General features: G+C 62.8%; 19 protein-coding genes and 1 pseudogene. 4 read left to right on the top strand and 16 right to left on the bottom strand.

Translation table 11 applies throughout. The features are described 5' to 3' along the window. Positions 1-102: 102 nt before the first annotated feature. Positions 103-510, bottom strand: coding sequence for a 4-oxalocrotonate tautomerase family protein (locus tag X744_RS146090; RefSeq protein ID WP_023761624.1), 408 nt, complete (start codon positions 508-510; stop codon positions 103-105). Positions 511-624: 114 nt separating this feature from the next. Here X744_RS146090 and X744_RS146095 point away from each other — a divergent pair, with 114 nt between their 5' ends. Continuing rightward, positions 625-1,482 (top strand): LysR substrate-binding domain-containing protein, encoded by an 858-nt coding sequence (locus X744_RS146095; protein ID WP_023761623.1) that lies wholly within the window; start codon positions 625-627, stop codon positions 1,480-1,482. Between the two features lie 138 nt (positions 1,483-1,620). Here X744_RS146095 and X744_RS1000000175415 read toward each other — a convergent pair. Continuing rightward, positions 1,621-1,816 (bottom strand): annotated as a pseudogene (locus X744_RS1000000175415) (EamA family transporter); the annotation flags it as partial. 99 nt (positions 1,817-1,915) lie between these two features. Then, on the bottom strand, positions 1,916-3,319 hold the full coding sequence (locus X744_RS146100) for an alpha/beta hydrolase (RefSeq protein ID WP_023761622.1): 1,404 nt from the start codon (positions 3,317-3,319) through the stop codon (positions 1,916-1,918). 415 nt (positions 3,320-3,734) lie between these two features. Between X744_RS146100 and X744_RS146105 the strand changes: the two genes are divergently transcribed. Then, positions 3,735-4,241, top strand: a complete 507-nt coding sequence (locus X744_RS146105) for an OsmC family protein (RefSeq protein ID WP_023761620.1) — start codon at positions 3,735-3,737, stop codon at positions 4,239-4,241. Positions 4,242-4,244: 3 nt separating this feature from the next. On the opposite strand, the gene X744_RS146110 is transcribed toward X744_RS146105, so the two are convergent. The 12 genes from X744_RS146110 to rpsF all read right to left on the bottom strand — a co-directional run bounded on the left by X744_RS146110 (position 4,245) and on the right by rpsF (position 15,853). Beyond that, on the bottom strand, positions 4,245-4,463 hold the full coding sequence (locus X744_RS146110; RefSeq protein ID WP_023761619.1) for a hypothetical protein: 219 nt from the start codon (positions 4,461-4,463) through the stop codon (positions 4,245-4,247). A gap of 157 nt (positions 4,464-4,620) precedes the next feature. Beyond that, the gene (locus X744_RS146115; protein ID WP_023761618.1) at positions 4,621-5,367 is read right to left on the bottom strand and encodes an SDR family NAD(P)-dependent oxidoreductase; all 747 of its coding nucleotides are present in this window, start codon (positions 5,365-5,367) and stop codon (positions 4,621-4,623) included. Between the two features lie 254 nt (positions 5,368-5,621). Beyond that, positions 5,622-7,091: an amidophosphoribosyltransferase gene (purF, locus tag X744_RS146120; protein WP_023761617.1), complete on the bottom strand. Its 1,470-nt coding sequence runs from the start codon at positions 7,089-7,091 to the stop codon at positions 5,622-5,624. Positions 7,092-7,196: 105 nt separating this feature from the next. Then, on the bottom strand, positions 7,197-7,868 hold the full coding sequence (locus X744_RS146125; RefSeq protein ID WP_023761616.1) for a CvpA family protein: 672 nt from the start codon (positions 7,866-7,868) through the stop codon (positions 7,197-7,199). Positions 7,869-7,952: 84 nt separating this feature from the next. Next, positions 7,953-9,356, bottom strand: a complete 1,404-nt coding sequence (gene radA / locus X744_RS146130; RefSeq protein ID WP_023761615.1) for a DNA repair protein RadA — start codon at positions 9,354-9,356, stop codon at positions 7,953-7,955. Between the two features lie 222 nt (positions 9,357-9,578). Beyond that, positions 9,579-11,069, bottom strand: a complete 1,491-nt coding sequence (locus X744_RS146135; protein ID WP_023761614.1) for a replicative DNA helicase — start codon at positions 11,067-11,069, stop codon at positions 9,579-9,581. A gap of 218 nt (positions 11,070-11,287) precedes the next feature. Continuing rightward, positions 11,288-12,265 carry a small ribosomal subunit Rsm22 family protein gene (locus tag X744_RS146140; RefSeq protein ID WP_023761613.1) on the bottom strand — a complete coding sequence of 326 codons (978 nt, stop codon included), beginning with the start codon at positions 12,263-12,265 and terminating at the stop codon, positions 11,288-11,290. Position 12,266: 1 nt separating this feature from the next. After that, positions 12,267-12,590 (bottom strand): YnfA family protein, encoded by a 324-nt coding sequence (locus X744_RS146145; RefSeq protein WP_023761612.1) that lies wholly within the window; start codon positions 12,588-12,590, stop codon positions 12,267-12,269. A gap of 68 nt (positions 12,591-12,658) precedes the next feature. Next, positions 12,659-13,963, bottom strand: coding sequence for a cyclopropane-fatty-acyl-phospholipid synthase family protein (locus X744_RS146150; protein WP_023761611.1), 1,305 nt, complete (start codon positions 13,961-13,963; stop codon positions 12,659-12,661). A gap of 297 nt (positions 13,964-14,260) precedes the next feature. After that, positions 14,261-14,845 (bottom strand): 50S ribosomal protein L9, encoded by a 585-nt coding sequence (gene rplI / locus X744_RS146155; RefSeq protein WP_031260841.1) that lies wholly within the window; start codon positions 14,843-14,845, stop codon positions 14,261-14,263. A 259-nt stretch (positions 14,846-15,104) separates the two neighbouring features. Beyond that, positions 15,105-15,353 (bottom strand): 30S ribosomal protein S18, encoded by a 249-nt coding sequence (rpsR, locus tag X744_RS146160; RefSeq protein WP_006203718.1) that lies wholly within the window; start codon positions 15,351-15,353, stop codon positions 15,105-15,107. Continuing rightward, a complete protein-coding gene (rpsF, locus tag X744_RS146165; protein WP_023761609.1) occupies positions 15,353-15,853 on the bottom strand; it encodes a 30S ribosomal protein S6 in 501 nt (166 codons plus the stop codon). Before rpsF ends, rpsR begins: the two co-directional genes overlap by 1 nt. A gap of 444 nt (positions 15,854-16,297) precedes the next feature. Here rpsF and X744_RS146170 point away from each other — a divergent pair, with 444 nt between their 5' ends. Continuing rightward, positions 16,298-17,944 carry a pilus assembly protein gene (locus X744_RS146170; protein WP_023761608.1) on the top strand — a complete coding sequence of 549 codons (1,647 nt, stop codon included), beginning with the start codon at positions 16,298-16,300 and terminating at the stop codon, positions 17,942-17,944. 36 nt (positions 17,945-17,980) lie between these two features. Here the strand turns inward: X744_RS146170 and X744_RS146175 are convergent, their stop codons facing one another. Next, a complete protein-coding gene (locus tag X744_RS146175) occupies positions 17,981-19,909 on the bottom strand; it encodes an LTA synthase family protein (RefSeq protein ID WP_023761607.1) in 1,929 nt (642 codons plus the stop codon). Between the two features lie 276 nt (positions 19,910-20,185). On the opposite strand from X744_RS146175, the gene fabD reads away from it, so the two are divergent. Next, on the top strand, positions 20,186-21,139 hold the full coding sequence (gene fabD, locus X744_RS146180) for an ACP S-malonyltransferase (protein ID WP_023761606.1): 954 nt from the start codon (positions 20,186-20,188) through the stop codon (positions 21,137-21,139). Positions 21,140-21,193: the final 54 nt, after the last annotated feature.

The following is a 21,193-nucleotide window of genomic DNA, read 5'->3' as shown; positions in this document are numbered from 1 at the left end:
TCTTTTGCGGCCGCTTCGGCAAGAACCTAGACCATGTGGGAGCAACGTCAATGCGGATGAGGGCAAGCTTACCTTCTCGCCCCGGGCGAAAATGGTCTGTATTCACGCCGCCTTCAACCGTCCGCTGATGAAACGGAATTCCTGCGTCTTGCCGCCATAGCCATAGGCCGCCGCCGGCACTTCGTGCACGAAGGCATAACTTTCCTCATGCACGCCGCCCAACAGGCGGCCGAAGGCCGCAAAGATCGCCTTGAGATAGGCCTCCAGCTCGAGCTTGGTGTTGGTGCCGTCAACCACCTTGATATCAAGCCAGAACGTATGGGTGCCGTCCTCGGCCAGCGACTTGCCGCCGGCGAACCAGTGCTGCGGATCGATGTAGGATATGGCAACCGCGGTGATCGTCGGATCCTTGCGCAGCTGCGTGGCGGTGATTTCGGTGACTTCTTTTGCGATGCGAGTGGAAAGAGCCGCGTCAGGCCTGCCGGTGACGCTGATGTTGATGATGGGCATTTCTCTTCTCCTTGGTTCGAGCGGCGTCTGATCGCCGCTGGACGGGACTATGTTACCCCTATTCAGTCAAGAAAATCGAATTGTTTTTAACTGAAAGTTCGATATTATCAAATTATGGAAACGCTTGATCCCGATCTGCTCAGAACCTTCCTAGCGTTCGTCGACAGCGGCTCACTGGCCCAGGCGGCTTCAAATGTCGGCCGTTCGCCCTCGGCGGTTACCGCCCAGATGCAACGGCTGGAGGAAATCGTCGGCGAGCCGCTACTGGCGCCGCAAGGGCGGGGCCGCGGCCTGACGCCGGCGGGTGAGGACCTCGTCGGCCATGCCAGGCGTATCCTTGCCGCCCATCGGGAGGCATGGCTGGCGATGAAGGGGGCACGCGCTGCCGGGCGCGTCGCCATCGGCACGACACAGGATTTCGCCGATAGCGGCCTGCCGGACCTGCTGCGTGCCTTCGCCGTCAGTCACCCGCGCGTCAGGATCGAACTGCGTGTCGGCCGCTCCGCCGAACTGGCGCAGGCGCTACAGTCCGGCGGACTCGATCTGGCGATCGTCATGCGCCAGGCGGCAGTGCCGGACGAAGTCGGCGTTCTGCGTGAGCCGATGATATGGCTGTGCTCGCAGAAAGGCTTGGCCTCGCGGCAGGAGGAACTGCCGCTGGCGCTGCTCGATCCGTATTGCGGCTTTCGCGAAGCGGCACTTGCCGCGCTCGATGCGGCCGGCCGCCGCTACCGCATTGCTGCCGGAAGTGCCAGTCTGGCCGGCTTACGCACGGCGGTGAACGCCGGCGTCGCGTTGACGCTGCGAACGGCCCGCTTTGCCCATTCCGGCATTGTCGAGACGCCGCGCGAGCTTGGCCTGCCACAGGTTCCGACGGCTGAATTCGCGATCAGGCTGCGCGCCGGCAACGATGGTCCGGCGGGCGATCTGGCGACACTGCTCAGTCGCAACCTTGCCTCGTCGACCGGCTGAACGGCAAAGAAAAAGCCGACCTTGCGGTCGGCTGAGAGTAGGACGGGCCGAGGGGTTTGGGGGGACTTGGGGATGGCCCGTCGCACCAACAATGCTTGACCCGGATAATGGTTCCACGACTGTGTAACTTTTTTTAAGAATATTTGACGTCATGCGTTGCGAGCGGGCCATCAGCCAATCCCGCCCAGCATGGCAAACACAGCGCACAACACAATAGCGCCGCCTATCATGCTGGCGACTGGTGCAATCCGCCCAGGAACAGAAAGGCAAACCGGACCGCGAACCGCACTTCGGCCGAGCAGAGCAATCCGGATTCGGCCGCCGGGATCGGCCTCCGCCACAGGATCGGCTGCGTGCGCCATACGGGCGAAAGTCGATGCAACGCCAACCGTGCTGAGGCAGCGTTCCATGGCGAGCTGAGCTGTCACAAAGCTTATTGCGTTACCTGATAGAGCTCCGAGGCGGCTTCTTTCAGGGCGCGCCGACCATCGGATCTGAAATACATCATGTGCCCGCCCTCGACGACATCGAGATGGATCGGCTTGGCATTGGCGAGCGACGAGATCTGGTTCACCAGGTAACGCGAGGCGAGGTAAGGCGTGACTAGGTCGGTGTANCAGACGTGTGCTCTTCCGATCTGATAGCTGACATCGGTGCGGAAATTCAACTCGTTGCTGATATAGCCGACGAAAGCCGACGTTAACGCCGGGACGCTCCGGTCGAGCACGGGATCCGGGCCGGCGATGCGGGCGCTCTCGGGCGCGATGTCCGCCGTGCCGATCATGGCGTCGTATGGGCTGAGCACTTTGCCGCTGGCACGGGCGAATTCCCTTGCGAACAGGCCGGTGGGGATGCGGGCGGAGTTCCGCTGCACGAGTTCGAGCGGCAGGCCGGTGATGTCAGCCACGCGTTGGCTCGCCAGCCGCCTGCCTTGCTCCAGTCCGCTGGTGAGCGCCGTAAGGTAATCGCCCAGCGCATATTGTTCGACTTCCGCCAGCTTCTCTCGCAACGCATCGCCGCTGACGCCTTCGGCGCGCAGGCGCACCGCCGCCAGCGAAGGCAGTTCGAGTGCCCAATGCAGCGGCTCGAACTCGTCGGGCTGCACCAGCGTGAATTCCAGCGCCGGGGAGATCAGCACGATGCCGTTCGGACTGATGCCGATATCTTCCTGCAATGTCCTGGCAAGTAGCGCCGCCCGAAACCCGCCATAGCTTTCGCCGGCGAGGAACAGCGGCGATCCGGTGCGGCCGTTCTGCGCGAGATAGAGCCGGATGAAGGCGCCGACCGAGCTGGCATCCTGGTTGACGCCCCAGAAGTCGTGCGTGTCCTGGCCCGGTGCCTCGCGGCTGTATCCTGTCCCGACCGGATCGACGAAGACGAGATCGGTCATGTCGAGCCAGCTGTCCGGATTATCGATGAGTCTTTGCGGCGGGGGCAGGAATTCGCCTTCGGCTCCCGTTGCGATAATACGCGGACCGAGTGCTCCGATATGCAGATAGGCGGACGCTGCTCCGGGGCCGCCATTGAACACGAAGGTTATCGGCCGCTGCGGGTCTTTGGCCGCCTTTGCCGGTGGCTCCAGCGTGTAAGCGACATAGAAGATCTCCGCCGTGACATCACCCTTGCCCGAAAGCAGCGACAAGGTGGCGGCCTTTGCCTGATAATCCAGCTTGCGCCCGGCGAGGGTGATCGAGTGCCTGGTGATCTGCGGCGGCGGCAGCAGGGACAGCACGCCGCCCGAGGGTGCCGGCCGCTCCGCCGTTTCAGCCAGGGCGGGCTGCGCCAGGGCGGCAAGCACCGGGAGGATAAGGAAGATCAGTTTCAGCTTGACCGGCATGATGGCTCCGCGAGAACAACTCCCGCATAGGTATGGCCTAGATGATCGAAGTCAAAGGAAATGGCTGTGTGGTTGAACAACTGACGCTGCCGTGTTCCTTCTCCCTTCGTCCTGCCGGACTCTCTTGGGAAAAGGGGACTGGCAGCTTCGCCGGCCACGGCCTGGCTGCGTTGGTGGTAGGCGAAAGCCGGCGTGACGTGGCTGCCATTCGAGAGCGGCGGGTTTGGCGGCCGCGGCAATGGCCGCGACGCCCGAAGAATTGTCGGCTCGCTTCTCAGCGGCGACGAGCGGGCTGCTTGGCTCCGACCGCGTCTTGGCGGCTGGCTTGTATGCAGTGGCGATGAACAACATTGCCTTCCCGTGGTGATCGGCGCAAATCTCGACTGTACGAGACAGTCGACGAAAGGGAGAAAGCATGGATGCGACCGAACTGAAGGCCATGCAGGCGCCGCTGAAGCAGGCCTATCGCGACGACGCTTCGCAGGCCCTGATCACGCTTCGCGCCAAGGGCTCGATCGACGACCAGTCGGTCGCCTGCAAGGTGGAGACGGGCAGGGCGCTCGCCATCGCCGGGCTGCATCCGGCAACAGGTGGCTCAGGCCTTGAGCTCTGCTCGGGCGACATGTTGCTGGAAGCGCTGGTGGCCTGCGCCGGGGTGACGCTGAAGGCGGTGGCGACGGCGCTTGAGTTCAAGATCGGCGCCGCCACGGTGGAAGCAGAAGGCGACCTCGATTTTCGCGGCACGCTCGGTGTGGCAAAAGATGCCCCGGTCGGCTTTCGCGCCATTCGGCTCAATTTCAACCTCGACACCGATGAGCCGCAGGAGCGGGTAGACTCACTGCTGAAGCTGACCGAGCGCTATTGCGTGGTGTTCCAGACCATCAACCAGAAGCCGGAACTGACGGTTTCAGCTCGGCGCTGACGCTTACTGCGCTGACGGTTCTTCCGCATCGCCCTCGTCGGTGAAGGGCGAGGCGCTCGGCACGCATTGCACCGACCAGCCGGCCGGTGTCGGCTGTTTCTGATACTCAGCGATGGCGGCGGTGCACTGTTCGCGCTTGTCGAAGGTGCTGGGCAGGACGACCATGCCGCCCTGCGGGCCGGCGATTACCAGATACCAGACCAACGCTGCGGTCGTTGCCATTGGGATTTCCTCGTTCTGCCAGTTGGGCGCTTGTTGTGGGAGTCGCTATGATCCTACCAACTCCACGGAAGTGACGAAAGCATGGCCGCTGCGCAGCCTCCAGCCGCCACATCACAGCCGCGTGACGAGGCGGCGGGTTTGTCCCGCGCGAGTGCGGCTATTCCGGCTGCCGATAGGCGACGAAGCGGTTGTGCTTGGCCTGGAAGATCAGCCCGGTCTCCTTCAAGTCGGGGCTCGCCAGCGGCACGATGAGCTTGGCGATCTCCGAAGGGTGCGGCAGCGTCGCCGGATCCTCGCCGGGCACCGCCTGCGCCCGCATGGCTGTCCGGGTGGCGCCGGGGTCGGCTGCATTGACGCGCAGCGGCAGGCTCTGCGTCTCATGCGCCCAGGAACGCATCATCGTCTCGACCGCCGCCTTGGACGCTGCGTAGGGCGCCCAGAACGCGCGGGCCGAGTGCGCGGCATTGGATGACAGGATGATCGCTCGCCCGGCGTCGGAGAGCCGCAGCAGCGGGTCGACCGAGCGGATCAGCCGCCAAGTCGAGGTGACGTTGATGGTCATCACCTTCTCGAAGGTTTTTGCTTCGACATGACCGATCGGCGAAATGACGCCGAGCACGCCGGCATTGGCGACGAGAATGTCGAGTTTGCCCCAGCGTTCGTGGATGGCGCCGCCCAGCCGGTCGATGCCGGCCATGTCGGCGAGGTCGAGCGGCACCAGCGTCGCCTGGCCACCGGCAGCCTTGATCTGATCGTCAAGCTCTTCCAGGCCGCCGACAGTGCGCGCCACCGCGACGACATGGGCGCCTGCGGCAGCCAATTCCTTGGCGATGAAATAGCCGATGCCGCGCGAGGCGCCGGTGACGACCGCAACGCGGCCGGTAAGGTCGAGGGGACGGGTCAACGGGCAACTCCGAGGGCTAGCGTTCTAACTCGGACTTGGCTCTGCCTCGTCAGCCTGCATATTTGGCGAAAGCGGAGGTGGGAGCGCAATCTCCCCCCTTGCGGGGGAGATGTCCGGCAGGACAGAGGGGGGNCCCCTCTGCCCTGCCGGGCATCTCCCCCGCAAGGGGGGAGATCGGCTGCTTCGAGGAGGCCGCAACAAAGTGATCGCGGCGAAATTTGCAAACCGGCGAAATTCACAGTTGCAGCAAGGCCCTACGTCCCGCTCGTCGCCAGCAACGACAGCGTGCGCACATTATCGTGGCCTTCGAAGTCGAGCAGGCGGGTCGGGTACTGGCCGGTGAAGCAGGCGTCGCAGAATTGCGGTTGGTCGTTGTCGCGGCTGGCCTCGCCGACGGCACGGTAAAGTCCGTCGATGGTGAGGAAGCCGAGCGAATCGACGCGGATGAATTCGGCCATTTCTTCAACCGACATGCGCGATGCCAGAAGCTTCGACTTCTCCGGCGTGTCGACGCCGTAGAAGCAGGAGGCGCGTGTCGGTGGCGAGGCGATGCGCATATGCACTTCCTTGGCGCCGGCGTCGCGCACCATCTGCACGATCTTCTGGCTGGTGGTGCCGCGCACGATGCTATCGTCGACCAGCACCACGCGCTTGCCCTCGATCATGCGGCGGTTGGCATTGTGCTTCAGCTTGACGCCCATGTGGCGGATCGAATCGCCCGGCTGGATGAAGGTGCGGCCGACATAGTGATTGCGGATGATGCCGAGCTCGAAGGGAATGCCGGCCGCCTGAGAAAAGCCGATCGCCGCCGGCGTGCCGGAATCCGGCACCGGCACGACGATGTCGGCCTCGACCGGACTTTCGACCGCCAACTCGGCGCCGATGCGCTTGCGCACCTCATAGACGTTGCGGCCTTCGACCGACGAATCCGGTCGCGCGAAATAGACATATTCGAAGATGCAGAAGCGGGTCTTCTGCGGCTCGAAGGGGAACAGGCTTTCAATGCCCTTGGACGTGACGACGACCATCTCGCCGGGCTTCAGGTCACGCACGAAACGCGCACCGATAATATCGAGCGCGCAGGTTTCGGAAGCCAGGATCCAGGCGCCGTCGAGATCGCCGAGCACCAGCGGCCGGATGCCGAGCGGATCGCGGCAGCCGATCATCTTCTTGGCTGTCATTGCCACCAGAGAGAAGGCACCCTCGACCTGCCGCACCGCATCGATGAAACGCGAGTTGAGATCGCGCTCCTTGCTGGTGGCGACGAGGTGCAAAAGCGTTTCGGTGTCGGAGGTGGAGGAGAAGATCGCGCCTTGCTTCTGCAGCGCACGCTGCACGGTCATGGCGTTGGTCAAATTGCCGTTGTGGGCGACAGCAAAGCCGCCATCGGCGAGCTCGGCGAAGAAAGGCTGGATGTTGCGCATGCCGGCGCCGCCGGTCGTGGCGTAGCGCGTGTGGCCGATGGCGCGGTTGCCTTGCAGGCTGTCGATGACGCGCTGCTTGGTGAAGGTGTCGCCGATCAGGCCGACATGGTGTTCGACGTGGAACTGGCTGCCGTCGTAGGAAACAATACCGGCCGCTTCCTGGCCGCGATGCTGCAGGGCATGCAGGCCCAATGTGACGATAGCCGCAGCATCCTGCCGGCCGAAAATGCCGAACACGCCGCATTCGTCGTGGAAATGGTCGTCGGCCTCGGCGGAAAGCACGTCGTCTGCGTCTGCCATCTTAAGCTCCGCTAAAATCGCCATATAATGCGGGTTCGCGTCGAAAGCAACGCGCTCCGTGCAGCCGTTCACACGATGGTCAAGTCCCGACGCCCATTTCGGGCGTCAGTTTGCCGGTGCAGCCGGCGCCGGATTGGCCGGGGCATTGTCGGCCGGAGGCGTTCCTGTGTCATTATCGTCAGGCGCCGGCGTGTTGGCATCGTCGCCGCCTGCGGGAGCATCCGCCGCCGGGGCGTCCGGAGCTGCGGGCGTCTCTGCGGCCGGCTGATTCGGGTTGAGCTTCTTCATAATCGCGTTTTCGGGATCCTCAGGCAGCAGGCTCTCGAGCTTGGCGCCGATCTGCTCCAGCAATGGCCGCGACTTGGCCTCCGTGACCCAGGCCGGTGCCTTGGCGCCGGCCAGCCAGTTGAAGAACAGCAGTGCGACGGCAACGACCAGGATGCCGCGCGCGGCGCCGTAAAGGAAGCCGAGCGTGCGGTCGAGCGCGCCGATCCTGGAATCGATGATCCAGTCGGCAAGCTTCATTGTGATGATCGAGACGACCATCAGCGCGATGATGAAGACGACGCCGGCGGAGGCCGCCATCGCGATCTTTTCATTCTCGATGTAGGGCGCGAGGTAGGGCAGGACCGGCTTGTAGAAGAAGAACGCCGCCGCTGCCGCTGCCGCCCAGGAGACGACGGACAGGACCTCGCGCGAGAAGCCGCGAACCATGGCGAGCATCGCCGAAACCAGAGTGAAGCCGACGAGAATTCCGTCAAGCAGCGTAATCGGCATGTCTTTCGCCCCACTCCATGAGCCGCATTATAGCGCGGAGCATTGGGTTTCCCAAAGCCGTTTCCCGCTTCTGGGTCCGATGCCCTAATCTTCCTCGTCCACGCGGCTTCGGCGTGAGCCGGCTATGCGTGCCACCAAGTCGGCAAGCTCAGTCGGCTGGAAACAACCAGCCCCGATCCCCCAAGCCAACTCTCCGCTGCCCGAGGGCAGAACCGCGCTTCCAAAACCCAGCTTTTCGGCTTCCTTGAGGCGCTGTTGCGCATGCGCAACCGGCCTCACGGCGCCCGAAAGGCTGATTTCGCCGAAATAGACGCAATCGGCGGGAAGGGCAAGACCGGTGAGCGAGGAAACCAGGGCCGCCGCCACCGCCAGATCGGCCGCGGGCTCCGAAATGCGATAGCCGCCGGCGACGTTGAGATAGACATCGTGGCTGCCGAAGCGCACGCCGCAATGGGCTTCGAGAACCGCCAGGATCATCGACAGCCGCGCGCCGTCCCAGCCGACGACGGCGCGGCGCGGCGTGCCGAGCGAGGAGGACGCCACCAGCGCCTGAATCTCGACCAGCACTGGCCTTGTCCCCTCCATGCCGGCGAAAACCGCCGCGCCCGGCGATTTGGCATGGCGTTCACCAAGGAAAAGCTCGGATGGGTTGGCGACCTCGCGCAGGCCTTTGTCCGACATTTCGAAGACGCCGATCTCATCGGTCGGTCCAAAACGGTTTTTCACCGTACGCAGGATGCGATAATGATGGCCGCCTTCGCCTTCGAAGTAGAGCACGGCGTCGACCATATGTTCGACGACACGCGGCCCGGCGATCTGGCCTTCCTTGGTGACGTGGCCGACCAACACGATCGCCGCCCCCGTGGACTTCGCATAGCGGATCATCGCCTGGGCGGCGGCGCGCACCTGGGTGACGGTTCCCGGCGCCGAATCGGCGAGATCGGTCCACAGCGTCTGGATGGAATCCAGGATGACCAGGTCAGGCCGCTTGCCGTCGGCTATTGTCGCCAGGATGTCCTCGACATTGGTCTCGGCGGCAAGTTCCACCGGGGAGGAGGCGACGCCAAGCCGCTGCGCTCGCAGCCTGATCTGTGCAACTGCCTCTTCGCCCGAGACATAGACGATGCGGTGACCCTTTGACGCCAGCGCGGCGGCTGCCTGGGTGAGGAGCGTCGATTTGCCGATGCCGGGATCGCCCCCGACCAGCAACGCGGAGCCGCGCACGAAACCACCGCCGGTGGCGCGGTCGAGCTCGCCAATGCCCGAGCTGATGCGCGGCGCGTCCTCGATATCGCCGGACAGCGTGGTCAGCACCACCGCGCGACCTTTACGGGCGTTGCGCGTGTTGGCCGGGCCTGAGCCGATGCCGCCGGACGTGCCTTCCTCGACCAGCGTGTTCCACTCGCCGCAGGCATCGCATTTGCCGGCCCAGCGCTGATGCACCGATCCGCAACTCTGGCAGATGAATTGGACCCGCGATTTGGCCATCAGTGGGGTGCCGGGTGGTGACAGGTTAGCGGGACAGCGCCCCCCTCTGGCCTGCCGGCCATCTCCCCCTCAAGGGGAGAGATTTGCAGCTTCAGCGCTTGCGCCTTCTTTTCAGCGCCAAAAATTGGCGAAAGAATCGATGACATCCGATCTCCCCCCTGGAGGGGGAGATGTCCGGCAGGACAGAGGGGGGCGCCAGGAAACGAGACCTTTCTCAACAGGTCACTCGAACCTTTCCGGCAGGTGATGCTCCTCGGCAAGGTCGGAGAAGCGGGTGAACTCGCCCTGGAAGGCAAGGCTGACGGTGCCGGTCGGACCATGGCGCTGCTTGGCGATGATCACTTCGGCCTTGCCCTGGACCTCGATCATCTTTGTTTCCCAAGCCAGGTGCTCGGGCGTGCCTTTCTCCGGCTCCTTGTTCTTGATGTAATATTCCTCGCGGTACACGAACAGCACCACGTCGGCGTCCTGCTCGATGGAGCCCGATTCGCGCAGGTCCGACAGCTGCGGATGTTTGTCGTCGCGGCTTTCGACCTGGCGCGAAAGCTGTGAGAGCGCGATGATCGGCACGCCAAGCTCCTTGCCGAGCGCCTTCAGCCCGGTGGTGATCTCGGTGATTTCCTGGACGCGGTTCTGCGACGCCTTGGCTGATGAACCCTGCATCAGCTGGATATAGTCGATAACCATCAGATCCAGCCCGCGCTGGCGCTTGAGGCGGCGGGCGCGCGCCGCGAGCTGGGCGATCGAAATACCACCCGTCTGGTCGATGTAGAGCGGGCGCTTGTGGTTCTCTTGCGTGTAGGCGACGAGCTTGCCGAAATCGGCTTCGGTCAGGTCGCCACGCCTGATTTTGGAAGACGGGATCTCGGTCTGCTCGGAGATGATGCGGGTGGCCAGCTGCTCCGACGACATTTCGAGCGAGAAGAAGCCGACGACACCGCCATTGGCCGCCTTGACCGAGCCGTCAGCCTGCTGGGCGGGCTCATAGGCGGCGGCGATGTTGTAGGCGATGTTGGTGGCCAGCGACGTCTTGCCCATGCCCGGGCGGCCGGCGATGATGATCAAATCCGACGGCTGCAGGCCGCCCATGCGATGGTCGAGATCGCGCAGGCCGGTGGCGATGCCGGACAGGTGGCCATCGCGCATATAAGCCGCGCTGGCCATGTCGACGGCGTTCTTCAAGGCATCGGAAAAGCTTTCGAACCCGCCATCGTAGCGGCCGTTTTCGGCCAGCTCGAACAGCCGCCGCTCGGCATCCTCGATCTGCTCGGTGGGCGCCATGTCGACCGGCGCATCATAGGCGATGTTGACCATGTCCTCGCCGACGGTGATCAGCGCGCGGCGCGTGGCGAGGTCGTAAATGGCACGGCCATAGTCGGTGGCGTTGACGACGGTGACGGCCTCGACCGCCAGCCGCACGACATATTGCGCCATCGTCATGTCGCCGACCTTCTCGTCGGCCGGCAGGAAGGTTTTTAGCGTTATCGGCGTCGCGACCTTGCCCATGCGGATGAACTCGGACGCCACCTCATAGATCTTGCGGTGCAGCGGCTCGTAAAAGTGGCTGGCCTTGAGGAAGTCCGAGACCCGGTAGAATGCGTCGTTGTTGACGAGAATGGCGCCGAGCAGCGCCTGCTCGGCCTCGATGTTGTTTGGCGCTTCACGATAAAGCGGTGTTTCCGCGACGCCGAATTTTCGCGCTGCCTCTGCCATGATATCCCCGATTTGATCCCGACCTTCGATATCAGAACGAGATGAGTCGATGCTGACCTTTCTGCATCACTGCGCGACCAAAGAGCCTCGATGCCCGTTGTTCACAGGAACGACCAATCGTCCACAGGAGAGTATGTCCGTGCCCCGATTCCGTTTGACTCGACAGGACGTTGATTCGTATCTGACTCGTCAGAACAAAGCAAGAACTTGCACGACGTTCATATTGCGCTTTTGTCCAGCCTGTCGCCCCAGCCCAGCCGCCGGGCGAGCTTGAAGTCGGCGCCGTCACGCTTGGTAAACAGGCGCTCGGCGGCAGTGCCGTCTTCCTTGCAAAGCTTGAGCAGAACCTTGCCGGAGCCGGATTTCGGCGGCGCTAGAACCCGCGCCCGGCGGGAGGTAGGCGCGTCTCGGGAAGCCGCGACATAGATGAACTTCTCGTCCTCCCATGGCACGTCGGCATCCTTGGCCAGCCGGTGCAGGCGCGAGCGGGCGACGCGGCGGGAGAAATGGCACCAGTCCGGCTGGGCAAGCGGGCAGGGCGCCTGATGCGGGCAAGGCGCAAGCACATGCGCGCCCGCCTCGATCAACTGTCGGCGCACGGCAAGGATGCGTTGCCATCCGGCAGGAGTGCCCGGCTCGACGATCAGCAGCGTGTCGCCGGTGACCTGCCAGAGCCGGTCGATGAGCTTCGGCAGGGATGCCGGAACGATTTCATCCAGCACATAGGCGCACGTCACCAGATCGGCTGGCTCGAGGCCGGCAAGATCGATGGTGGCGTCGCCGGCCAGCCAACTGGTCCGGGCGGCAATCGCGTCGCCGGCCAGCACCTCGCCCACCTTGCGCACCGCCGCGCTCGCTTCCAGCAGCACCGCCTGTTCGAGATCTGGCCACTGGTCGGTCGTGGCCCAAAGCACCGTACCAGGGCCGGCGCCGACGTCGAGCAGGCTCCTGGGTTGAAAGTCGGGCTTGGCATCGCTCAGCGCGTCGAGGCTGGCGCGGATCGCGGCATAGGTCGCCGGCAGCCGCGTCGCCAGATAGGCCTTGACCGCCAGATCCTCGGCCATGTGCATGCGGCCGTCGCGCAACTCGGCACGGTAGCGGTCCGACAGCGTTTTTGCCGCTTGCTTCAGCGTCGCCAGCGGAACATTTTCGAGCACGCGCTCTACACCTTGGCGAAGCGGCGCCGGCAGTTCCATCTCACGCGCCCCGCGGGGCGAGAAGGATCACCGAGGCGCCGGCAATGCAGAGCGCCGCTCCGGCAAAATCCCAGCGGTCGGGTCGCACGCCTTCCACCAGCCACAACCAGCCAAGCGACGCCGCAATGTAGATGCCGCCGTAGGCGGCGTAAGCGCGGCCGGCGGCATTCGTGTCGACCAGCGCGAGCAGGAAGCCGAACAGCGCGAGCGAGGCCAGACCGGGGAGTAGCCAAAGCTGCGACTTTTCCAATCGCCACCAGGCCCAGAACGAAAAGCAGCCGGCGATCTCGGCCAGAGCGGCGGCGGCGTAGAGGACGTAGGTCATGAAAAAGGTCCCGAGACGATCACGGGACCTTTTTCAGTGCAGGCGCCGACAATGGCAAGCGGCAATGCTTATTCCGGATCCGCGACCTTGCGGCGGCGAGCTGGCTTGGCAGCAGGGCTCTTTTTGACCGGTGCCGTTTCGCGATGCCCCATATCGCGCATCTCAAGCGTCTTTTCGCACTTGGCGATGTAATCGCGTGTCATCGGCAGCGTGTCGTTCTTCTTGGTGATCTGGATCTGAAAGATGACCAGATCCTGCCAGCGGAAGGCGGCCTCCGACGCTGCCAGGTAGAATTCCCACATACGGCAGAAGCGTTCGTCATAAATCGTCTTGGCCTTGTCGCGATTGGCGGCGAAGCGCTGGCCCCAGTGCTTTAGCGTGTCGGCATAGTGCAGCCGCAGGATTTCGACGTCGGTGACGACGAGGCCCGACTTCTCGATCGCTGGCATGACTTCCGAAAGCGCGGGGATATACCCGCCCGGGAAGATATATTTGCGTATGAAGGCGCTGGTCGCCCATGGCACGCCGGAGCGGCCGATCGTATGCAACAGCATTACGCCATCCGGCTTGAGCAGCGTCGCGCTCTTGTCGAAGAAGGTACGGTAATGGTTGACGCCGACATGTTCGAACATGCCGACCGAGACGATGCGGTCGAAACGCTCGTTAAGTTCGCGGTAGTCCTTGAGCTCGAAATGCACGCGGCTTTCCAGCCCTTGCGCGTGTGCCCGGTCGGTGGCGACGCCATGCTGCTCGGTCGACAGTGTCACGCCCTGCACGTCGACGTCGAACGCCTTGGCGAGGTAGAGGCCGAGCCCGCCCCAACCGGAGCCGATGTCGAGCACCGTCTGGCCGGACTTCAGCCTGAGCTTGGCGGCGATATGGCGTTTCTTGGCAGCCTGCGCTTCGTCGAGCGTCATGTCCGGTTGCTCGAAATAGGCGCAGGAATACTGCATGTCGTCGTCGAGGAAGAGCCGGTAGAGATCACCTGACAGATCGTAGTGGCGCTGGACGTTGCGGCGCGAGCGCGAAGCGGTGTTGATCTGCTGCAGGCGGCGGAAGGCGTGGCGCAGGCCTTCTATGGCTTTCGACCAGGTGGCGTCGATACCGCCGCTGCCCATATTCTGGAAGGCGATGCGCATCACGCCCAACACGCCACCTTCGAGAATGTCGAGTTCGCCGTCCATGTAGGATTCCGGAACCGCCAGCATCGGATCGAAGGTGATGGCGCGCTCGGCATGCGTGGTCTTGATGTGCATGTGCACCGGTTCGCCGCTGCCGTCGCCGAAAACCACCGTCGCGCCCTTGGGGCCGGTCACCTTAAGGTTGCCGGTGCGCACCAGGCGGTCGAGAACGCGCTTCAGCAGAATATTCATGACCAAATGTCCCCTCTCGGCCAGACAGGCTATCTTGGCGCGTAACCGCGAGAATCGGAATCGATTTTCCGCGGAGCCTTGCGCCGAGCCAAAGTTCACAACGTCATTTGCGCGACCAAAGGACGCGCGACGCTATAGTCTGCAACAATATATAGGGGTTCGAAAAGTTCCATTGGCACAAAAAAGCCCGGGCGCGAGGCCCGGGCGTTGGTCCAGTATGGCTGGATGCCGACAAAGTGATCGGAGCAAAGCTCCAATCGTGATCGGAGCACAGCTCCAATCCTCTGCGACGTATGCTCAGGCGTTGTCTTCGCCACCCTCGAATTCGGTGTTCGGGTCGAAGAAGTTTTCCGGCCGGGCATTGTCGTTGATGTCGTCGCCATAGATGGCTTCGGCGGTGGTCAGTGTCTCGCCCTTGGCCTGGCGTTCGGCTTCGTCGGCCGTGCGGGCGATGTTGAGCGTGATCGTGACTTCGACTTCCGGATGCAACGCGATCGCCACATTGGTGAGACCGATGGTCTTGATCGGCTGATTGAGCAGGATCTGGTTGCGGTTGACCGAGAAACCTTCCGCCGTGAGCAGGTCGGCAATGTCGCGGGTCGAAACGGAACCGTAAAGCTGTCCGGTTTCACCGGCGGAGCGAACGGCGATGAAGCTCTTGCCGTCGAGCTTTTCGGCAACCTGGCTGGCTTCCGACTTGCGCTCGAGGTTGCGGGCTTCGAGCTGGGCGCGCTGGCCTTCGAACTTCTTCTTGTTGGCTTCGTTGGCGCGCAGCGCCTTACCCTGCGGCAGCAGGAAGTTACGGGCAAAGCCGTCCTTTACCTTGACGGTATCGCCCATCTGGCCGAGGCGGGAAACGCGTTCGAGAAGAATGACTTCCATGGTTTTGTTCCTTCGGTTGGGCGCCACTCGATCGGTGAGGTCGACGCCGAATGTCATTGGAACAGGTCAGGAAGCTTGAACGCCTGGGGCGCTGGTGTCGCTGTCCTGCCTGTCGCGGCAGTTAGAGGTTTTTGACCTCAACCCGGGATTGATGTTCAACCCTGCGGCGCCCGTCACCGTGGGAGAAGAGCGGGCGGCAAGCCGCCCGCATGCTAGATAGTGAGCCCGAAAACTGGATCCCGGTTTTCAGACAGGAGTTTTAGCGAACCACGTAGGGCAGCAGGCCGAGGAAGCGGGCGCGCTTGATCGCCTTGGCGAGTTCGCGCTGCTTCTTCTGGCTGACGGCGGTGATGCGCGACGGCACGATCTTGCCGCGCTCGGAAATGTAGCGCTGCAGGAGACGCACGTCCTTGTAGTCGATCTTGGGCGCATTGGCGCCGGAGAACGGGCAGGTCTTGCGGCGGCGATGGAACGGGCGCCGGGTCGGGATCTGGTTGATGTCGACCATTATTCTGCACCCCCTTCAAAGCCTTCGCGCGGACGGCGCGGACCACGATCGGCACCGGCGTCGCCGAACGAGCGCGGCGGACGATCGCCACGATCGCCGCGATCACGGTCGCCGAACGAGCGCGGACCACGATCGCCACGGTCGCGATCGCCGAAGCCGCCACGTTCCGAGCGCTCTTCGCGCTTCTGCATCATGGCCGACGGGCCTTCCTCATGCGCCTCGACCTTGATGGTCAGGAAACGCAGCACGTCTTCGGACAGACCCATCTGGCGCTCCATCTCGTTGAGCGCGGCCGGCGGGCAATTCAGGTCCATCAGCGTGTAGTAAGCCTTCCGGTTCTTGTTGACCCGGTAGGTGAGGGACTTCAGTCCCCAGTTCTCGACCCGGCCGACGGACCCGCCATTCGCGGAGATGACACCCTTGTACTGTTCGACAAGCGCATCGACCTGCTGCTGCGAGAGGTCCTGCCGGGCAAGAAACACATGTTCGTAAAGAGCCATTATGTCTTATGCCTTTCTTCGTTTCTCTCCCGGTTCCCGGCGGCAAAAGCCTCTGCAACTTCTCTGACCCGCAAAATCGGGGAAGAAAGGAGCATGACGAGACGGTCGAGAGCGGAGACACGGGAGGCGGAAGCACTTCTGGCATCACACGGAGGTTTTCGAAAACACCTCCGGCCCTCCGTTCAGCCCCCAGCAAGGACCGGCAGATTGCGGGCGTCTATATAGCAATCCGGCTGCAAAGCAAGGGCAGACGACGTTCTATGAGTCGCGCGAGGCCAAAATCAAGCAGCAACCGTGGCCGGAGTTTGTGGTTTCCGCAACTTCGCCTTAACCACAAAGTCACGTGATGGGAGATGAAATCTCGCCGTAAACGGTCGATTCATCATCGAAGGGCAAAAACCGGACAAGCCGCGACAAAAAGCGACAGGCATTTCGGGGGTAAGAATGATTCTCAAAAAGTTCTGGCGCTCGAAGAGCGCCAATTTTTCGCTTGTAATGGGTCTGGGCCTGCCGGTCATCCTGACAGCCGTCGGTTTCGCAACCGATGTCTCCACCCTCATGCGGGCCAAGAGCGATCTTCAGAATGCCCTCGATGGGGCAAACCTTGCCTCTTCGCATCTTGGCGATCTCGACGTCACCCGCAATGACGCCTTCAACCGTTATTTCCAGGCCAATATCGTCGGGCACGGCGAACTCGGAAATGCGCAGGCGACGTTGAGCGTCGACAAGGGCATCAATTTCATCAAGACAAAGGCGGTTGCCACGGCGGACGTCAATCTGAACTTTGCCTTCCTGTTCGGCAACAGCAAGCACATCGCGGTCGATGCTGCCGCCGTCGAATCAAACAACCAGCTGGAAGTCGTGCTGGTGCTGGACAACACTGGCTCGATGGCCGGCGCGCGCATGACGGCGCTGAGGACGGCGACCAAATCGTTGCTCGATACGCTCGAATCGACAAAATCGCCGACGCGCCAGGTCCGCGCGTCGCTGGTTCCATTTGTTACAGCCGTCAACGTCGACGGTGATGAATTCGACCCGTCCTGGATCGATATGGACGGCAAGTCGTCCACCAACGGCGCCAACTTTCCGACCATCGACGGGAAGCGTCCCAATCACATGGCGCTCTTCAAACAGCTCAAGGAGACTGGATGGACGGAGCCCGGATGGAACGGTACCGGATGGAAAGGTTGCGTCGAGGCGCGACCGGGCACCTTCAACATTTCCGACACGCCGCCCGATCCGAACAAGCCCGAAACGCTGTTCGTTCCGTATTTTGCGCCGGACGATCCGGAAGACGCCCAGATGCCGTCTAGCTCCTACGGCAATTCGGCTAGATACTACAACAATTCCTATCTCGACGACGTCAGCGACAAGGTCAAGCTCGCCAAGAAGAAGACCAACCTTCTCGGCATCGATCTCAGTGATCTCGTCAGCGATGTGTCGACGCCCGGAAAGTCCGACAAGGAAAAGATCGCCAAATATGTTGCCCCCGCCAAGGAACTCATCACCGAGACTGGCTCGCGCATCACCGTTGGTCCCAACCGCTCTTGCCCCACACCGCTCGTCCCTCTCACCAACGATTTTGACAAGCTTCGCAAGGCGGCAAGCGAGATGACCGAGTGGAACGGCTCGGGTACCAATGTTTCCGAAGGCTTGTCATGGGGCATGCGGGTGCTGTCGCCTGGGGCGCCCTATACCGGTGGCGCGCCATGGAAGACGCCTGGCATCAGCAAGATCGTACTATTGCTCACCGATGGCGAGAACGTTGTCTATGGCGCCAGCGAACAGCCGACAAAATCAGACTACACACCCTATGGCTATCTGGCGGGTGGTCGTTTCGGATCGGACAACCAGACGACCGCTGCGCGCAATGTCGACGGCTGGACCAAAAGCGTTTGTACGCAATTGAAGAGCGAGGGCGTGCAGATCTACACAATGGTGCTGCAATCCGACACCGCCGCCAACCGCACGCTTTACAGCGCCTGCGCTTCGGACCCGAGCGACTATTATGCCGTGAACGATCCGACCAAGCTGCCGAATGTGTTCCTGCAGATCGCCAACAAGTTCACGAAGCTGCAATTGACGAACTGAGCGCCCGGCCGAACCGGTGCGGAAGGTCAAATCTGTTCAACTCGTATGGGCGACAACCTTGTCGACCGTTTCGGGGAAGAAGTCGGGCGCCGCATTGCGTTTGCCGAACATCATATCGTACTGCAAAAGGCGGAAATCGCGGATCGCCGGGTCGATCTCTTTCTGCCGCGCCCAATCGGGAGTGGCCTCGCCAGCCGGCGTCAGCAACAGGTTGCGGTCGACGACGCGATAGCGTTCGCTCATCTGACCCAGGAAGCCGGTGTAGTAGGGATGAGCGATGCCGGCCGTCTTCAGGATATGATAGGGCAGGAAGGCCGGGCTGACGGCACCTATGTCTTCAGCAGGCCCGGTGCGATTCGACCAGATGACCAGCGGCGTTTCGTGATGTTCGAGGGCGGCCCCGGGCGACGCCTCCTTGCGCGGCGCGACATTGTCCTTGAGGAATCCGGTTTCGACGTAGACCGGCCCCAGCGGCGGCAGATGGTCGCCGAAGAAGGCGATCACGGTCGGGCGGGAGCGCTTCTTCGCCCATTCGACGAGGCGTTCAAGACCACGATCGGCGTCGGCTGAGCCCTCGGCGTAGCTGAGCAGCGATTCGCGCGCCCATTGGCTGATCGGCGCCTGCACCGTATGCGTCGGATTGTAGTAGCGGTTCGGCTCATAGGGGCCGTGGTTTTGCAGGCTGACGGCAAAGAAGAACACCGGCTCGTCGCTGGCGTCCGCCTCGCTGATGATCTCGTCGGTCATCGCTGCGTCCGATGCCAGCGGCCCGCGCTTTTGCATTGGCGGCAGCGTCTCTTCCGACTTGAAGTCGTTGAAACCGAAATCAGCATAGACCGCGCCACGGTTCCAGAACCAGTTCGTGCCGGGGTGGATGGCGCGCGCCCGGTAACCCTGGCTCTTGAGGAAAGTTGCCAGCGAAGGCGTCGGCGTGCGCACGTACTGCTGATAGGGGATGCTTCCGGCAGGCAGGAACGCATTCGAGAAGCCGGTCAACGCCTCGAACTCGATGTTGGCGGTCATGCCGCCGAATTCCGGCGAGAACATAGAGCCCGAGCGCAGTGCCCGTACGTTGGGGATCGGATCTGGCTTGATGCTGACTCCGGGCAGCTTGGTCGGATCCCAGAAGGATTCGCTCATGACGATGATGATGTCGGGCTTCTCGGCCGGTACCGAGGCGCTTACATCAGGCCTGCCGATCGCGGCAATTGCCTTGTCGGAATAACCCGGTGGCGCCGAGACATGCGCCATCGGCACGTTGAGGGCAAAGGCCAGCGCAAAACCGTTGGAGGCATAGTTCTCCTTCTGGTCCCACATGATCGGTATGATCTGCAGCCGATCCCTGGTCCAGGAGAAGGTGGCGTAATCCATGATCGAAACGAAGAAGGCGAGCAGCGGCACTGCCAGCGTCAGCCGGGCAAGGCGCCCCTTGCGGCTGAGCGCCGGTACCTTGCGGCGCCACAGCCGCCAGCCGTAGACGAGCAGCGACAGGCCGGCGACGATGCCGACGACCATGGCGAGCGCGGTCATCGGCCGGTCGCGCACCAGCAGCGGCAAAAGCGCGAAGATCTGGCGGGCATAGAGGAAATCGGTCGGATAGAGCGGATCGCCGAGATAGTGAGACTTCTGGTGACCGACGAAAGCAAGGGAAAGCGTCAGCGGCGCGACAATCATCAGGCTCTGGTGGCTGCGCCCAAGCACCGCATCGAGGCCAACCAGGATCAGCGCAAACACGACAATGGTAGTCCAGCCCGGCTTGAGCGGCTGCAGGAAGAAGGAGACCGTGCCGGCAAAGTCGCCGCGCACGATCAGTTCGATGGAAAACACCAGGATGGCAGCGATGGCCAGGCTGACCAGACCATAGCGCACGACCGGCCATCTCCTGCCCGGCAGGTAGCCGGTGGAGGGGTCGTCTTCCAGGAACTGTGGCGCGGCCTTACCGGCGCGTTTTGAACTCTTTGCCACTTTTGATTTCCCCACCCAGCGACAACACGTCACTCGATTGTCATGGATTTGTCACGCAATGCTAGCGCCTGTAAGCAAAATAAGAAGAGCCAGCAAACGAATCGTGAGCGGTTTTCATCAGGTGTGATCGCCAAAAAGCTTTTCGGAACAGGCACTCGGCGGGTGACACTGCCGTCAGGAAGGGTTGAAGTGGCTTGACTTGGCAGCCTGCCTTGCGTCACAGGCGAGCAAAACTCGTCTACCAGGCAAGCAAAACCAACCCTTGGGAGCTCTCGCATGGCCGTTGCATTCACCTTTCCTGGACAAGGCAGCCAGGCTGTCGGCATGGGCAAGGATCTCGCCGACGCCTTTCCGGAGGCGCGCAGGATTTTCCAGGAGGTCGATGACGCGCTCGGCGAAAACCTGACGAAACTGATCTGGGAAGGACCGGAAGAGACGTTGACGCTGACCGCCAATGCGCAACCGGCGCTGATGGCGGTGTCGCTGGCCGCGATCCGGGCGCTGGAATCGCGTGGTTTGTCGCTGAAAGGCAAAGTCGCCTATGTCGCCGGCCATTCGCTGGGCGAATATTCGGCGCTCGCGGCGGCAGGCTTCGTTTCGGTTGCCGATGCCGCCCGGCTCTTGCGCATCCGTGGCAACGCCATGCAGGCGGCGGTGCCGGCCGGCGAGGGCGCTATGGCGGCGATCATCGGACTGGAGCAGGCCGATGTCGAAGCTGCCTGCGCCGAGGCCGCCCAAGCGTCCGGGAAGGGCTCTGTCTGCCAGGTGGCGAACGACAATGGCGGTGGCCAGTTGGTCATTTCCGGTGCAAGAGCCGCGGTGGAACTGGCGGCAAAACTGTGCACTGAAAAGGGAGCCAAGCGCGCGCTGATGCTGCAGGTGTCTGCGCCCTTCCACTCCGCGCTGATGACGCCCGCGGCCGAAATCATGCGCGAGGCACTGGCCAGCGTGACGATGGCCGCGCCGGTGGTGCCCATCGTCTCCAACGTCACCGTCACCCCGACCAATGACCCCGACGAGATCGCGCGGCGTCTGGTCGAGCAGGTGGTCGCCCGCGTGCGCTGGCGCGAGACGGTGGAATGGCTTGGGGCAAACGGTGTCACCACGCTTTATGAGATCGGCTCTGGCAAGGTGCTTTCAGGATTGGCGCGGCGCATCAACCGCGACATCGCCACCGCGTCGGTCGGCTCCGCGGCCGAGGTCGAGGCAGTGCTGGCCGCGTTGAGTTGACCAACGCACACCAGGCTTGAAATCCTGACGTCATGACGATACACGAATACATGT

Source organism: Mesorhizobium sp. LNHC252B00 (assembly GCF_000502955.1).
Classification (GTDB): Bacteria; Pseudomonadota; Alphaproteobacteria; order Rhizobiales; family Rhizobiaceae; genus Mesorhizobium.
The sequence above is the reverse complement of the archived record's forward strand: the minus strand, read 5'-3'. Positions and strand labels throughout refer to the sequence as shown.

Coding starts and splice junctions, on each gene's coding strand:
- X744_RS146110 (WP_023761619.1), bottom strand. CDS start 4,463: ATGGCAACGACCGCAGCGTTGGTCTGGTATCTGGTAATCGCCGGCCCG.
- fabD (WP_023761606.1), top strand. CDS start 20,186: ATGGCCGTTGCATTCACCTTTCCTGGACAAGGCAGCCAGGCTGTCGGC.
- X744_RS146095 (WP_023761623.1), top strand. CDS start 625: ATGGAAACGCTTGATCCCGATCTGCTCAGAACCTTCCTAGCGTTCGTC.
- rpsR (WP_006203718.1), bottom strand. CDS start 15,353: ATGGTCGACATCAACCAGATCCCGACCCGGCGCCCGTTCCATCGCCGC.
- X744_RS146105 (WP_023761620.1), top strand. CDS start 3,735: ATGGATGCGACCGAACTGAAGGCCATGCAGGCGCCGCTGAAGCAGGCC.
- radA (WP_023761615.1), bottom strand. CDS start 9,356: ATGGCCAAATCGCGGGTCCAATTCATCTGCCAGAGTTGCGGATCGGTG.
- X744_RS146170 (WP_023761608.1), top strand. CDS start 16,298: ATGATTCTCAAAAAGTTCTGGCGCTCGAAGAGCGCCAATTTTTCGCTT.
- X744_RS146090 (WP_023761624.1), bottom strand. CDS start 510: ATGCCCATCATCAACATCAGCGTCACCGGCAGGCCTGACGCGGCTCTT.
- X744_RS146135 (WP_023761614.1), bottom strand. CDS start 11,069: ATGGCAGAGGCAGCGCGAAAATTCGGCGTCGCGGAAACACCGCTTTAT.
- rplI (WP_031260841.1), bottom strand. CDS start 14,845: ATGGAAGTCATTCTTCTCGAACGCGTTTCCCGCCTCGGCCAGATGGGC.
- X744_RS146140 (WP_023761613.1), bottom strand. CDS start 12,265: ATGGAACTGCCGGCGCCGCTTCGCCAAGGTGTAGAGCGCGTGCTCGAA.
- X744_RS146145 (WP_023761612.1), bottom strand. CDS start 12,590: ATGACCTACGTCCTCTACGCCGCCGCCGCTCTGGCCGAGATCGCCGGC.
- X744_RS146125 (WP_023761616.1), bottom strand. CDS start 7,868: ATGCCGATTACGCTGCTTGACGGAATTCTCGTCGGCTTCACTCTGGTT.
- rpsF (WP_023761609.1), bottom strand. CDS start 15,853: ATGGCTCTTTACGAACATGTGTTTCTTGCCCGGCAGGACCTCTCGCAG.
- X744_RS146150 (WP_023761611.1), bottom strand. CDS start 13,963: ATGAATATTCTGCTGAAGCGCGTTCTCGACCGCCTGGTGCGCACCGGC.
- purF (WP_023761617.1), bottom strand. CDS start 7,091: ATGGCAGACGCAGACGACGTGCTTTCCGCCGAGGCCGACGACCATTTC.